This is a genomic window from Pseudomonas alliivorans (assembly GCF_017826695.1).
Taxonomy (GTDB): Bacteria; Pseudomonadota; Gammaproteobacteria; order Pseudomonadales; family Pseudomonadaceae; genus Aquipseudomonas; species Aquipseudomonas alliivorans.
The window spans coordinates 948,608-962,385 of the sequence record NZ_JAFFZW010000001.1 but is presented as its reverse complement, the minus strand read 5'-3'; the positions used below and the strand labels follow the sequence as shown (position 1 = coordinate 962,385).

Sequence of the window (13,778 nt, the reverse complement as noted above, 5' to 3'; positions counted from 1 at the left end):
ATTCCTCAGAAGGCGCTTAACCGAAGAAGCTCTGGCCGTTGCTGGCCATCTCACGCAGCTTCGCGGTCGGTTGATACAAGGCACCCAGCTCGGCATATTGGTCAGCGAGGGCAACGAATTCGGCGACACCGATCGAGTCGATGTAACGCAGCGCACCGCCACGGAATGGAGGGAAACCAATACCGTAGATCAGGCCCATGTCGGCTTCGGCGGCAGTTTCAACGATGCCGTCTTCCAGACAGCGCACGGTTTCCATGCACAGCGGAATCATCATCCAGTTGATGATGTCTTCGTCGGTGACTTCACGCTGCTCGAAAACGATCGGCTTGAGTACGTCCAGCACAGCAGGGTCGTTGACCTTCTTCGGCTTGCCTTTCTTGTCCATCTCGTAAGCGTAGAAGCCCTTGCCGTTCTTCTGACCCAGGCGATTGGCTTCGTACAGAACGTCGACAGCCGAACGACGGTCGTCCTTCATGCGGTCCGGGAAGCCTTCGGCCATGACGTCACGACCGTGGTGGCCAGTGTCGATACCAACCACGTCCATCAGGTACGCAGGCCCCATCGGCCAGCCGAATTTTTCCATGACCTTGTCAATGCGCACGAAGTCGACGCCAGCGCTGACCAGCTTGGCGAAACCGCCGAAGTACGGGAACAGCACGCGATTGACGAGGAAGCCCGGGCAGTCGTTGACCACGATCGGGTTCTTGCCCATTTTCTTGGCGTAAGCGACGGTGGTAGCGACCGCTTCTTCACTGGACTTCTCACCGCGGATCACTTCCACCAGCGGCATCATGTGCACCGGGTTGAAGAAGTGCATGCCCACGAAGTTTTCGGGGCGCTTGAGCGCCTTCGCCAGCAGACTGATCGAAATAGTGGAAGTGTTCGACGCCAGGATGGTGTTTTCACCCACCTGCGCTTCAACTTCGGCCAGAACTGCCTGCTTGACCTTAGGGTTCTCGACCACGGCTTCAACCACCAGATCGACGTTACCGAAGTCGCCGTAGGACAGCGTAGGACGAATCGCATTCAGCGCTTCAGCCATCTTCGCAGCGGTCAGACGGCCTTTTTCGACACGGTTGCCCAGCAGTTTCGACGCTTCGTTCAGACCCAGTTGAATGGCTTCTTCACGAATATCCTTCATCAGGATCGGCGTGCCCTTGACCGCCGACTGATACGCAATGCCGCCGCCCATGATGCCAGCGCCGAGAACGGCAGCCTGCTTCACGTCTCTGGCGACTTCGTCATAACCCTTGGCTTTCTTTTTCAGTTCCTGATCGTTCAGGAACAGGCCGATCAGGCTCTGCGCAGCAGAAGTCTTGGCCATTTTCACGAAACCGGCAGCTTCAACCTCCAGCGCCTTGTCACGACCGAAGTTCGCGGCTTTCTGGATGGTCTTGATCGCTTCGACCGGTGCCGGGTAGTTCGGGCCGGCCTGACCTGCGACAAAACCCTTGGCGGTTTCGAAGGCCATCATCTGCTCGATGGCGTTGAGCTTGAGCTTGTCCAGCTTGGGCTGACGCTTGGCCTTGAAATCGAACTCGCCGGAAATGGCGCGTTTGATCAGGTCGAGAGCCGCTGCCTGTAGTTTCTCTGGCGCAACGACCGCATCCACTGCACCGACCTTGAGCGCGTCTTCGGCAGCGTTTTCCTTGCCGGAGGCAATCCACTCGATGGCGTTATCGGCACCTATTATGCGTGGCAGACGAACCGTACCGCCGAAGCCCGGGTACAGACCCAGCTTGACTTCCGGCAGGCCGATCTTCGCACTGCTCGACATGACGCGGTAATCGGCCGCCAGACACATCTCCAGACCGCCGCCCAGCGCGATGCCGTTGATGGCGACGACTGTCGGCACGCCAAGGTCTTCGAAATCGCTGAAGATCCGGTTGGCTTCCAGGTTGCCGGCGACCAGTTCGGCTTCGGGCAACTTGAAGTTGTCGACAAACTCGGTGATGTCAGCGCCGACGATGAATGCGTCTTTGCCGCTGGTGACGATCACACCTTTAACCGACGCGTCAGCCTTGACAGCATCCACTGCCTGACGCAGTTCGTTGAGGGTGAGACGGTTGAACTTGTTGACGGACTCACCCTTGAGATCGAAATTCAATTCGACGATGCCACTTTCAAGAGCCTTAACCGTGATGGCTTTACCTTCGTAAATCATCAACTGATCTCCACAATATGGAAGCTGAACAATACTCTCTGAACCTTACGTTCAGCGAGACTACGACGTCGCCGTCGATGAACACGCCAAATCACACGTACATCCGCTGCGACGCGGTAGCCAGGATTCTGTCAGAGCCGTCTGACGACCAAACGCTCATTTCATACGCCCGTTTGATTTGGGTATGCACACCATCAGGCAAAACCGGATAATTGTCAATTCGCCAAAACTCCGATGAAAACGGCGGATTGCAAAAGGCACAAGCGATTCCTGACCAGCAAACCGAGGTTTGATTTGCCACCATTCAACAAACTGATAATGCAAAGGTGAGCTCAAACCCTGCAGATCCTGCACCGTTGAGGCTCATTTGAGGAAAGCGTCGAGAAAAACGCGACAAAAGGGAGCAGAAGGTCTAGAGTCAGCGCACTGCGCCACAAGAGGCCCGCGATGATTCCGATCACGGGTGCGCAGCGGTGATAACCGGCATTCAGAGACTGGATGCCGGCATACCAGGAATTATCGGCCTGCCTGGCCAACCCCGGCCCGATGTTGTTATCGGGCTTTTTATTGCCTGCGATTCTGTAACAGTTCAGGCCAGCGCCTTGAGCGCCGCATTAATATGCTGCAACACATCTGCCTCGCCCCGCTCGGCCCAGTACACGGCGATCATTTGCGAATCCGCCTCGACCTTGAAGACATCGGCCGGCAGTGTACGGAAATGCGCCAGCAATGTGGCGTCCTCGCAGGGCTCACGCCAGCGGTTGACCCAGACTCCAGGTTCAAGCTGCCAGTAGGTCCACGCATCGGGTTTTGAGCCTCTGCGCGGCCGATGGTATTGCGCGCACGGGCTGGGCGGCTGCCTGGGGAGCCAGTGAGGCCACTCCTGCGGCGCGAGCTGCATCGCCATGCCGATGCGCCGCGCTTCCATGCGCAATGCCATCCTGCCGCTCTGATGACGCGACGGACGCAACCACACAAGTGGGCTCAACATCACACAAATGATTGACAGGACTATCCAGACCGTCATATTTCTTGCCCCCGCCCGATTCAGGCTAAACAACAATTTGAAAACAGTGGCTTGCACGGGGTCTGCCCAGATGCGAACGAAAGAGCCATACTCACCCTATCGCAACCCTCTCGGAGGACACCCTCATGTCGTATCAACATATTCTGGTTGCCATTGACCTCACCGACGAATGCAGTGCGGTGCTCAAACGTGCACTGGAGCTGGCAAAAGAGAGCAATGCGAAGCTGTCCACGGTGCATATCGTCGAACCCATGGCAATGGCCTTCGGAGGCGACGTCCCGATGGACCTGTCGCAGCTGCAACAACAGCAGTTCGATCAGGCCAAGGAAAAACTGGAAAAGCTGAAAATCACCCATCCTGATTTGAGAGCCGGCGAAAGCCATCTGGTGTATGGACAACCCCGCCAGGAAATCCACCAACTCGCGAGCAAGCAGGACTGCGACCTGATCGTCATCGGCAGTCACGGCCGCCATGGCCTTGCATTGCTGCTTGGCTCCACCGCCAATGACGTCCTGCACGGCGCACCTTGCGACGTGCTGGCGGTACGTCTCAAAAAGTCCGAGTAGCGTTGGCATAGCATAAATGTGAAAAGCCCGGACATGATCCGGGCTTTCTGCTTTCAACGCCAGGCGATCACTCGTCCAGCTCGGCCCAGCGCTCCAGCAAGGCATCCAGCTCGCCTTGCAGACTTTCCATCTGCGCCAGCGCCGCAGTGGTCTGCTCGGCCGGCTGCTGATAGAAGCCCGGCGCAGCCATTTCAGCAGTGAGAGCAGCCATCTTGCCTTCGACTTCGTCGATCTGGCCCGGCAAGGCTTCCAGCTCACGCTGATGCTTGTAGCTGAGCTTCTTTTTGGCGACCGGCATTTCCTGAGCGGCTACCGGGGCAGCCTGAACAACAGCACTGGCCAGCTCGGCCTTGCCCGACTTGGTATCCGCCACACCCAGCAGACGTGGGGAACCCCCCTGACGTAGCCAGTCCTGATAACCACCTACGTATTCGCGAACCTTGCCCTCACCTTCGAATACCAGTGTGCTGGTCACGACATTGTCGAGGAATGCCCGGTCGTGACTGACCATGAGTACCGTGCCCTTGAAGGTCAACAGCACTTCTTCGAGCAGTTCCAGGGTTTCAACGTCCAGGTCGTTGGTCGGTTCGTCGAGAACCAGCAGGTTGGCAGGTTTGCTGAACAGCTTGGCCAGCAACAGGCGGGCACGCTCACCACCCGAAAGCGCTTTCACCGGAGTGCGGGCGCGCTGAGGGCTGAACAGGAAATCCCCCAGATAACTCAGCACGTGACGGCTCTGCCCATCAATATCGATGAAATCGCGACCCTCGGCGACGTTGTCGATCACGGTCTTTTCCAGATCGAGCTGGTGACGCAACTGGTCGAAGTAGGCAACGTCGAGACGCGTACCGACTTCGACCTTACCGCCGGTCGGCTGCAGGTTGTCGAGCATCAGCTTGAGCAGCGTGGTCTTGCCGGTACCGTTGGCACCCAGCAGACCGATACGGTCCTCGCGCTGCAGGACCATGGAAAAGTCCTTGATCAGCATCGGACCGCCCGGGTGCGCAAAGCTGACGTTGTCCAGCACCATGACCTGCTTGCCGGATTTCTCGGCAGTGTCGAGCTGAATATTGGCCTTGCCGGTGCGCTCGCGACGTTCGCTGCGTTCGACACGCAGCTCCTTCAGCGCACGTACACGGCCCTCGTTACGGGTACGACGGGCCTTGATGCCCTGACGAATCCAGACTTCCTCTTGGGCCAGACGCTTGTCGAACAGCGCGTTGGCGGTTTCTTCGGCCGCCAGCGCTGCTTCCTTGTGGACGAGGAAACTGGCGTAGTCGCCGTTCCAGTCGATCAGGCCGCCGCGATCCAGCTCCAGAATACGGGTCGCCAGATTCTGCAGGAATGCCCGGTCGTGCGTGATGAACAGCACTGCGCCCTGGAAATCCTTGAGGGCTTCTTCCAGCCAGGCGATTGCGCCGATGTCCAGGTGGTTGGTCGGCTCGTCGAGCAGCAGCAGATCGGGTTCGGAAACCAGCGCCTGTGCCAGCAGGACACGACGACGCCAGCCACCAGACAGCTCGGCGAGCGTCTTATCGGCAGGCAACTGCAGACGGCTGAGGGTGCTTTCGACCAGTTGCTGCAGACGCCAGCCATCACGGGCCTCGAGGTCCTGCTGCACGTGCATGAGCTTGTTGAGGTCGTCCTCGGTCACGCAGTTCTGGGCCAGATGGTGGTATTCGGCGAGCAAGGCACCCACGCCATCCAGACCTTCGGCCACCACGTCAAACACTGTCCGTCCGTCGGCTACCGGCAATTCCTGGGGCAACTCGCCGATCTTGAGACCGGGTGCACGCCAGACAGCGCCTTCATCGGGCTTCTGAACGCCCTTGACCAGCTTCAACATGCTGGATTTGCCAGTGCCATTGCGGCCAATGATGCACACCCGCTCACCACGGGCGATCTGCCAGGACACCTTGTCCAATAACGGCATGGCGCCGAAAGCAAGGGACACATCGCTGAATTTGAGCAGGGTCATGAGCTTCTCCAAAAACCGGGCGCGCATTCTACCTGAGATAGCCGGTGGATGTCGGGATTCGTCGCGCAGGCGGTCGACACAGCGTCTTCTTTATACCCGCCAATTATTTCTTCATGAGTCAAGCTCGTCGGCAGTGCTTTCACGATGAGCTGGCAAAAGGCTAAGCTAGCCGCACTTTTCACGACTCATCTGCTCGGAAGTCTCATGCGCAGTCGTTTGTTCAGCTTTCTATCGTGCCTGCTCCTCTCCGCCACTGCCGTCCAGACCGCTCACGCGGCAGACCTTACCCAACAACGCAAATATTACGACGAGGCCAAGCGTGCGCTGGCCAAGGGCGATTCAGGCCCGTACCAGATGTACAGCACGGCACTGGCCGACTATCCGCTCGAGCCGTATCTGGAATACGACGAGCTGACTGCGCGCCTGAAGACCGCCAGCAATGCCGAGATCGAGAAGTTTCTCGCCGAGCATGGTGATCTTCCCCAGGCCAACTGGATGAAGTTGCGCTGGCTGCGCTGGCTCGCCGAGCGCGGCGACTGGCAGCCGTTCGTAAAGTATTACGACCCCAAAATGAATTTCGTCGAACTGGACTGCCTGTATGGCCAGTATCAGTTGAATAACAACAAGCGCGCCGAAGGCTATGCCAGTGCCGAGAAGCTGTGGATGACCGGCAAGACCTTGCCGGCTGCCTGCGACGCGTTCTTCGCGCAATGGGCTGCGGCAGGTCAGTTGACCGAGCAGAAACGCTGGCAGCGCGCCAAGCTGGCGGCACAGGGCCGCAACTACACCCTGGCCAACACGCTGGTCAACAGCCTCAACTCGCTGGCACCACAGGGCAAACTGCTCGTTGCTGTGGCCCAGAAGCCGGAGATGATCAACAACCCGGGGCAGTTCCTGCCGGTGGATGAAGCCATGTCAGACGTCGTGGGCCTTGGCCTGCGTCGATTGGCACGTCAGGACCCGCAGAAAGCCCTGGCGATGCTGGACAGCTATGCGATCACCATGCACTTCTCCCGGGAAGAGCAGGTGGAAATCGCCAAGGAAATCGGCCTGACGCTCGCGCGCCGCTACGATGACCGTGCACTTGAGGTCATGACCAAATATGACCCGGACCTGCGCGACAACACCGTGACCGAATGGCGTCTGCGCCTGTTGCTGCGTCTGGGCCGCTGGGAAGATGCCTATGAACTGGCGCGCCGCCTGCCCAAGGATCTCGCCACCACCAACCGCTGGCGTTATTGGGAAGCCCGCGCACTTGAACTGGCCCAGCCCAACAGCCCGATGATTGCCGCGCTGTACAAAGACGTAGCCAAGGAGCGTGATTTCTACGGTTTTCTGGCCGCCGACCGCACCCAAAGCCCTTACCAGCTCAACAACAAGCCGCTGGTGCTCAGCCAGGCGCTGATCAACAAGGTACGCAACACGCCGGGTGTCCGTCGCGCGCTGGAGTTCCATGACCGGGGCGAGATCGTCGATGGTCGTCGCGAGTGGTACCACGTCAGCCGCCATTTCAATCGCGATGAAATGGTTGCGCAGGCCAAGCTGGCCTACGACCTGAAGTGGTATTTCCCCGCCATCCGCACCATCAGCCAGGCGCAATACTGGGATGACCTGGATATCCGCTTCCCGATGGCGCACCGCGACACGCTGGTTCGCGAAGCGAAGATTCGCGGCCTGCATTCCAGCTGGGTATTTGCGATTACCCGCCAGGAAAGTGCCTTCATGGACGATGCGCGCTCAGGTGTAGGCGCCAGCGGCCTCATGCAACTGATGCCCGCCACAGCCAAGGAAACCGCTCGCAAGTTCAGCATCCCGCTGGCCTCGCCCCAGCAGGTGCTCGACCCGGACACCAACATCCAGCTTGGCGCTGCTTATCTGAGCTCGGTGCACAGCCAGTTCAACGGCAACCGCGTGCTGGCCTCTGCCGCCTACAACGCCGGCCCCGGCCGCGTACGTCAGTGGCTCAAGGGTGCCAATCACCTGGCATTCGATGTCTGGGTGGAAAGCATTCCGTTCGACGAAACCCGTCAGTACGTGCAGAACGTATTGTCGTATTCGGTGATCTACGGCCAGAAACTCAACTCGCCGCAGCCGCTGGTGGACTGGCACGAACGGTTTTTTGATGACTTATGAGGTGAAGCAGACATCGCTATAAAGATGCCTGCCTCGACGCTGATAGTGCCCACCGCGCCGCGTGGGCATCCATCCCGTGACGCTACACGTCACACAGGGCACAGATTGCGGATTCAGTGAGCCGAGCGCAGGGCTCACGTCACCCTGTCACTCCAACACCTCCACCTCCATCCCCACCTCGAGCTCGCCCGGCCCGATATTGACCATGTTCTGCCCAAACATGACGTTGCCTTCGACTTCACGGTAGGTCTTCAGGATCGCAAAGGGTTCGCGGTCAGGGCTGCGTTCACCGGTGGCAGGGTCGACAGTGGTGAGGATGCAGCGGGCACAGGGCTTGAGCAGTTCGAAGTGCATGTCGCCTATGCGGATACGCTTCCAGTTGTCTTCGGCGAAGGCTTCGGCGCCTTCGATCACCAGATTGGGCCTGAAGCGCAGCATTTCCACATCCCTGCCCAGCCTGGCAGACAGGTCGTCGAGCGAGCCCTGGCCGATCAGCAACAGCGGAAAACCGTCGGCAAAGTTGACGCGGTTGTCATTGGGGCCATAGCCGCCAGGCAGCCAGCGCGCACGCTCGACGGGCATATAGACCATGCGCGTCGGTTTGCCGATGAAGCGACTGACCCATTCGGCCGCCTCTTCGCCTGCGTCAGGCACCTGCAGCGAATCGCGCCATACGGTCACGCCGCGCAGGTTTTCATGCACATCGGCCGGGACAGCGACATCAAGCGGCTCGAAGTCTGGCGCACTCAGGGTCACGCCTCCGCCAGCGTTCCACAGCACCGAAAGTTGTGACATGTGCGACACGGCGCGCTGGGTCAGAAAACGCCCCGTACTCTCATCAACCAGCATCCAGCGTCGATCACCCGCCAGCCCCAGGCTGTCGAACGACGCCCTCTGCAGGATTTGCGCCTTGCAGGATTTGAGAGGGAAACGATAAAGCGCGCGCAGACGTAACATGAACGGTTCCTTGGGTGGCTCGATAAGCTTTGCCGTGAGCGGTAAAGCTTATACGAACAGGAACCCGACAGGCAGTCTCGATCAGGCAGTGAATCAGTGAGTCAGCATCATCAGGCGCTCGCGCACCACTTCCACCAGCTTGTCGGGCTGGAACTTGGACAGGAAGTTGTCGCAGCCGACTTTCTTGACCATCGATTCGTTGAAGCTGCCGGACAGCGAGGTGTGCAGCACGATGTACAGCGCCCGCAGACGCGGATCGTTACGAATCTCGGTGGTCAGACGGTAGCCGTCCATTTCCGGCATTTCCGCATCGGTAAACACCATCAGCAGCTTTTCATGCACGTCCTCGCCCGCATCAGCCCAGCCCTTGAGCATGTTCAGTGCTTTCAGACCATCACTGGCCACGTGCAACTTGAGACCCAGTTGCGACAAGGTGTCGCGCAACTGTGCCAAGGCCACCTTGGAGTCATCCACCAGCAGCACTTCGCGACCACGCGCGCCCTCAAGCACCGGATCCTCGAGCTTCTCGCGGGACACCTTGGCGTTGTAAGGCACGATCTCGGCCAGCACTTTCTCGACGTCGATGATTTCCACCAACTGGTCATCGACCTTGCTGATCGCGGTCAGGTAGTGCTGACGACCAGCGCTGGTAGGCGGCGGCATGATCGCGTCCCAGTTCATGTTCACGATACGGTCCACACCGCCCACCAGAAACGCCTGAACCGAGCGGTTGTATTCGGTCACGATAATGGTGCTGCCGGGGCCAGGCACCAGAGGTCGCATGCCGATGGCCTGAGACAGGTCGATGACCGGCAGCGTCTGGCCGCGCAGGTTGACGACGCCGCAGACGAAGGAGTGCCGTTGTGGCATCAGCGTGAGTTTCGGGAGCTGCAACACTTCCTGAACCTTGAACACGTTGATCGCGAATAGCTGGCGACCGGCAAGGCGGAACATGAGAATTTCCAGGCGATTCTCGCCCACCAGTTGTGTGCGTTGATCTACTGTGTCGAGAATGCCAGCCATTTTAGCTCCTGAAGCGTTGGTCACGATGAGTCTGCTTAACGTGTATCGGCTGAAACGAGCCGGACCTTAATGGCGATGAAAGGCCAATTTCAGACATTGATGTCACATTAACATCATGCTTTACTGATGTCGCATTTCAAAAAGTGTCCGTGCGACAACAAACTCGCTCCCGACGCTCCCCCCCGATAAACAGGGTCGATACGCTCGGCCCTAGGTGTTGCCCTGAATGTCTATCGGGGAAAGCCTGATATGATCGCTATCTCATTGCCACTATTGTGACGCCATTCTCATTGCACGAAGGGAGTCAGGCTTGTGTTCGCGTTCCAGTCCTTGCAATCGACCAGCCCCGTTGAGATCGATGTTTTGCTCGCTCGGGCCGCCATTGCAGACGAAGCAGAGCGTTTTTTACGCCCTGACACAGGGATCGGATCCACATTGACGACCCCCGGCGCATATCAATACGACATCGCTGAGATACATTCCGAAACGCCCTACAGACTTTCAGATGAAATCGACATTAACTGTCAGCCATTCGCGGCGGGCGAGAGTTCGCTGTCCATGATGTGTGGAGATACAGGATGCTGAGCAGTAACGATTGGCAGCAGAAACATGAACAGTTTCTGGCCGAGTCCCAGGCGCTTCTATATAAATCGGAAGAGTGCCTGTTACACCTTGAGTTGATCGGCGGCGATGAAGATGCAGTCGATTGCTTGCTGGCATCACTGCTGACGCTGACCCATAAAGCCGACGACGCATCCGTCCAATGTATAGCGGATTTTACCCGGCGACTGCGCAGTCTTCTCGATGACGCCGACCCGGTCACCGGACTGTCACAGGAAACACTGGCGACCGTCAAAAGTTGTCTGGCCCTGATTTCCTGGCAGTTGGAGTTTCTCGATCCGAACACCGGCGAGTTGGTGATGGACAATGAGGAACAGCAGGAATTGCTGGGCAGACTGGCCTCCCTCGCGGCCTGTTCAGGCAAGCCTGAGGATGCTGTCCGCGAATAAACCATTGCAGGTCGACCCCTCGTTACTGAAAACGCTTGACCCTCCTGCACATGGCGAGGAACGGGCGTCGTGCTCTCTCCGGTGGAAGCTGAGACTTGCGTACGAATACCCCTTTGAATTCCCTGCCCTGCATGTCTTCCATTCCGTCGGCGCATACTGCAGTTAAACGCTTGGTTGACGCTGCAGTACGGTAAGATTGTCCGACACCCATGACTTGCTGTTCCCGGACGTGACCGCGGACATGAATGCGGGTTTGACTGGAACGGAATCAAAAGTGTCGAGTTCAATTTCCTTGAATATACTCAAACAGTCAGCTGACCCTGCAATTAATATCAAATTGACATCAAGCTGTCCGATTATTGGCTATGGCTATTAATGGCGCGAATCGATATGCATGCCATCGTTCGGTCTTTCTGGTTGGGTTCTGATACAACCAACCGGGTCAAATGGGTCACAGCCGCGTTCTGTACCAGCGCAGCACTGGGCAATATCGTGCTGTTTGCCCGCTCTCCGGATTTTCCGGCATCGTTGCTGACGCTCAATCTGATCACATTCGCGAGCATCTGGCTGTGGATGTGGCGCAACAGCCGCTTGATCCAGCTGCAACCGCAGGAACTGGCGCAGCGAATGCTGGATGTTCAGGAAACCGAGCGGCAACGCCTGAGTCGCGAACTCCATGATGACATCGGTCAGATGCTGACAGGCGCGCAGTTGCAACTGGCCTGGCTGCAGCGCCGACTGCCTGACGCATTGAACACCCCTGCCGGGCAACTTGAGTCCACCCTTGCAGAAACACTGGAAAAAGTCCGCGACCTGTCCACCATTCTCAATCCTCGCCAGCTATCCAGCCTGGGGCTTGAAGACGGCCTGCGCGCCCATCTGGTCAGCGTTCTGGCCAACAGCCAGATCAACTGGAGCCTGGAGTGCAGACAGCACCTGAACGGGGTTCCCGAAGAGATGGCTGTCGCCGCCTATCGCGTCTGCCAGGAAGCAGTGACCAACATGCTGCGCCATGCGCAGGCAAAAAATCTATTGATACGTTTCGAGCGTCAACCTGCAGGGTTGTTGCTTCTGATCGCCGATGACGGCACGGGCTTCGAGCCTGCCGTCGGCCCGCGACCTGAAGGCAATGGCCTGACCGGCATGCGTGAGCGTGTCATGTTGCTGGACGGGTCCTGGTCGCTGCACAGCGGCCCGGGGCGGGGTACTCGAATCGAAGTCATGTTTCCCTGGGCGCCCCGTTCGGGCGAGCGCGCCCGTTTACACAAGAAAACACAATGACCTGCAACCTGTTACTGGTCGATGACCACTCACTGATCAGAGCCGGCGTACGCGCCCTGGTCTCGGACATTCCCGGTTACGCCATCGTCGGGGAGGCGTGCGACGGCAGTCAGTTGTCGAGTCTGGCACAGCGCCTCAAACCTGACATTGTCCTGCTGGACATCGGCATGAAAGACATGAATGGCCTGGACGCACTGGAGCAACTGCTCAATGTCCAGCCGGACTGCAAGGTTCTGATCCTGTCGATGCACACCGAGCCGGACATCATCATGCGTGCGCTGGAAACCGGGGCTCATGGCTATCTGCTCAAGGACGCCACAGCGACCGAGCTGGAGCAGGCGTTGAAAGCCTTGCGCAATGGTGAACGCTACCTGAGTCCCGCCATCGCCCATACCGTGATCAACCGGGCCTTGCAGGGCCAGCGCGCAGGAAAGTCCGAATTGCCGCAGGAGAAGTACAACCTCACGGCTCGCCAATTGGAAATCCTGCGCCTGATCGTGCGGGGTAAATCCACGCGTGAAATCGCCAGCGGCTTGAATCTGAGCATCAAGACCGTGGAGACTCACCGCTCACAGATCATGAAGCGGCTGCAGATCTTCGATGTAGCCGGTCTTGTGCTGTTCTGCGTCCGGGAGCGAATCATCAGCCTGGACGATTGAGCTGCTGAACCCTGCCCGCTGAAGAGAGTACCGGCGAGTCGTCCGGCAAGTGAACCCTGAGCGCCGCAGGCCGTGCCTGGAAGCGCAGGTCCTCGCCAGACAATGGCTCGCCATCCAGATTGATTTCCAGCCCCTGTGCAGACTTGAGTTCCACCCACGGCAGACGCGCACGAACGAACATGTTGTCGAAGCCAAGCCCGCCTTCAAGCAGGCTCCTGAGCGTACCGACCACTTCCTGAGGTGCAGGCAGGATGCTGATATCCAGCAAACCGTCATCGGCCATTGCCGTCGGGCACAGCACATGCCCGCCGCCCGCCTGCCGCCCGTTGCCGATGCCCAGCGCCAGCAGATCACCACGCCAGTGGAAATCCGGACCGATCAGTTCGCCGTGAGCGGAATGCAGTTCGCTGAATCGGGTAAGCCCGGTAAACAGGTAAGCCGCGCCACCCAGCACTTTCTTGAGGTCTTCCGAGGTGTTGGCTGTCACCTGACTGCCGAAGCCGCCAGTGGCCATGTTCAGGAACAGCTTGCCACCCACTTCGCCCAGATCAACGGCACGCGGCGTACCGTCCATCAATTCCAGCGCCCTGTCGATTTCAAGCGGCACGCCAGCGGCGCGCGCGAAATCGTTGGCGGTGCCCAGCGGCAGGATAGTGAGACTGGTATCGGTCTCTGGCGCCTGTGCCAGCGCCTCGGCGATGTCGCGCAATGTGCCATCGCCACCGCCCGCCACGATATGACGATGCCCGGCCGCAAGTGCTTCACTGACCAGACGCTGAGCATCGCCCCCCTCCCAGGTCAGGCGCACATCCAGTTCCCAGCCCTGCCTGCGCTTTTCAGCGACCCCATCCCTGACCTCTTCATTAAGCGATTGCTTGCCGTGAAGAATGAGCATAGCTCTGCGTTGTGTCATGAAACCCCCTCTGGTGACCGGTACGAGTACCACGTATGAGTGACGCTTTCGTTTGCCAGCGCCTGAC

Annotated in this window: 11 protein-coding genes; 5 read left to right on the top strand and 6 right to left on the bottom strand. The window is 58.7% G+C overall.

Features of this window, described 5'->3' with window-relative positions:
- Positions 1-16: 16 nt before the first annotated feature.
- Together fadB and JTJ32_RS04250 are read right to left on the bottom strand one after the other, a co-directional pair.
- On the bottom strand, positions 17-2,164 hold the full coding sequence (gene fadB / locus JTJ32_RS04255; RefSeq protein WP_099228444.1) for a fatty acid oxidation complex subunit alpha FadB: 2,148 nt from the start codon (positions 2,162-2,164) through the stop codon (positions 17-19).
- Positions 2,165-2,753: 589 nt separating this feature from the next.
- Positions 2,754-3,191: a hypothetical protein gene (locus JTJ32_RS04250; protein WP_184320187.1), complete on the bottom strand. Its 438-nt coding sequence runs from the start codon at positions 3,189-3,191 to the stop codon at positions 2,754-2,756.
- A gap of 125 nt (positions 3,192-3,316) precedes the next feature.
- Here JTJ32_RS04250 and JTJ32_RS04245 point away from each other — a divergent pair, with 125 nt between their 5' ends.
- Positions 3,317-3,757, top strand: a complete 441-nt coding sequence (locus JTJ32_RS04245) for a universal stress protein (RefSeq protein WP_004883809.1) — start codon at positions 3,317-3,319, stop codon at positions 3,755-3,757.
- A 67-nt stretch (positions 3,758-3,824) separates the two neighbouring features.
- Here JTJ32_RS04245 and JTJ32_RS04240 read toward each other — a convergent pair whose 3' ends face one another.
- On the bottom strand, positions 3,825-5,735 hold the full coding sequence (locus tag JTJ32_RS04240; protein ID WP_099228442.1) for an ATP-binding cassette domain-containing protein: 1,911 nt from the start codon (positions 5,733-5,735) through the stop codon (positions 3,825-3,827).
- A 204-nt stretch (positions 5,736-5,939) separates the two neighbouring features.
- On the opposite strand from JTJ32_RS04240, the gene JTJ32_RS04235 reads away from it, so the two are divergent.
- Positions 5,940-7,868 (top strand): transglycosylase SLT domain-containing protein, encoded by a 1,929-nt coding sequence (locus JTJ32_RS04235; RefSeq protein ID WP_099228441.1) that lies wholly within the window; start codon positions 5,940-5,942, stop codon positions 7,866-7,868.
- Between the two features lie 147 nt (positions 7,869-8,015).
- Here the strand turns inward: JTJ32_RS04235 and JTJ32_RS04230 are convergent, their stop codons facing one another.
- The gene (locus JTJ32_RS04230) at positions 8,016-8,825 is read right to left on the bottom strand and encodes an MOSC domain-containing protein (RefSeq protein WP_210041029.1); all 810 of its coding nucleotides are present in this window, start codon (positions 8,823-8,825) and stop codon (positions 8,016-8,018) included.
- A gap of 93 nt (positions 8,826-8,918) precedes the next feature.
- Complete coding sequence (locus tag JTJ32_RS04225) at positions 8,919-9,848, bottom strand: chemotaxis protein CheV (RefSeq protein ID WP_184319957.1); 930 nt, start codon at positions 9,846-9,848, stop codon at positions 8,919-8,921.
- Between the two features lie 578 nt (positions 9,849-10,426).
- Here JTJ32_RS04225 and JTJ32_RS04220 point away from each other — a divergent pair.
- From JTJ32_RS04220 to JTJ32_RS04210, 3 genes are all read left to right on the top strand, one after another.
- A complete protein-coding gene (locus JTJ32_RS04220) occupies positions 10,427-10,858 on the top strand; it encodes a hypothetical protein (RefSeq protein ID WP_099228437.1) in 432 nt (143 codons plus the stop codon).
- Positions 10,859-11,248: 390 nt separating this feature from the next.
- Positions 11,249-12,139: a sensor histidine kinase gene (locus JTJ32_RS04215; RefSeq protein ID WP_099228436.1), complete on the top strand. Its 891-nt coding sequence runs from the start codon at positions 11,249-11,251 to the stop codon at positions 12,137-12,139.
- Positions 12,136-12,798, top strand: a complete 663-nt coding sequence (locus JTJ32_RS04210; RefSeq protein WP_099228435.1) for a response regulator — start codon at positions 12,136-12,138, stop codon at positions 12,796-12,798. The genes JTJ32_RS04215 and JTJ32_RS04210 overlap by 4 nt, the downstream gene beginning before the upstream one ends.
- Here the strand turns inward: JTJ32_RS04210 and yegS are convergent.
- A complete protein-coding gene (gene yegS, locus JTJ32_RS04205; RefSeq protein ID WP_099228434.1) occupies positions 12,782-13,711 on the bottom strand; it encodes a lipid kinase YegS in 930 nt (309 codons plus the stop codon). The two genes, JTJ32_RS04210 and yegS, sit on opposite strands and share 17 nt — an antisense overlap.
- Between the last annotated feature and the right edge of the window lie 67 nt (positions 13,712-13,778).

Excerpts from the sequence above, each read along its gene's own strand:
- JTJ32_RS04230 (WP_210041029.1), bottom strand. The coding sequence starts at position 8,825 with ATGTTACGTCTGCGCGCGCTTTATCGTTTCCCTCTCAAATCCTGCAAG.
- JTJ32_RS04245 (WP_004883809.1), top strand. The coding sequence starts at position 3,317 with ATGTCGTATCAACATATTCTGGTTGCCATTGACCTCACCGACGAATGC.
- JTJ32_RS04225 (WP_184319957.1), bottom strand. The coding sequence starts at position 9,848 with ATGGCTGGCATTCTCGACACAGTAGATCAACGCACACAACTGGTGGGC.
- JTJ32_RS04235 (WP_099228441.1), top strand. The coding sequence starts at position 5,940 with ATGCGCAGTCGTTTGTTCAGCTTTCTATCGTGCCTGCTCCTCTCCGCC.
- fadB (WP_099228444.1), bottom strand. The coding sequence starts at position 2,164 with ATGATTTACGAAGGTAAAGCCATCACGGTTAAGGCTCTTGAAAGTGGC.
- JTJ32_RS04210 (WP_099228435.1), top strand. The coding sequence starts at position 12,136 with ATGACCTGCAACCTGTTACTGGTCGATGACCACTCACTGATCAGAGCC.
- JTJ32_RS04215 (WP_099228436.1), top strand. The coding sequence starts at position 11,249 with ATGCATGCCATCGTTCGGTCTTTCTGGTTGGGTTCTGATACAACCAAC.
- JTJ32_RS04220 (WP_099228437.1), top strand. The coding sequence starts at position 10,427 with ATGCTGAGCAGTAACGATTGGCAGCAGAAACATGAACAGTTTCTGGCC.
- JTJ32_RS04250 (WP_184320187.1), bottom strand. The coding sequence starts at position 3,191 with ATGACGGTCTGGATAGTCCTGTCAATCATTTGTGTGATGTTGAGCCCA.
- JTJ32_RS04240 (WP_099228442.1), bottom strand. The coding sequence starts at position 5,735 with ATGACCCTGCTCAAATTCAGCGATGTGTCCCTTGCTTTCGGCGCCATG.
- yegS (WP_099228434.1), bottom strand. The coding sequence starts at position 13,711 with ATGACACAACGCAGAGCTATGCTCATTCTTCACGGCAAGCAATCGCTT.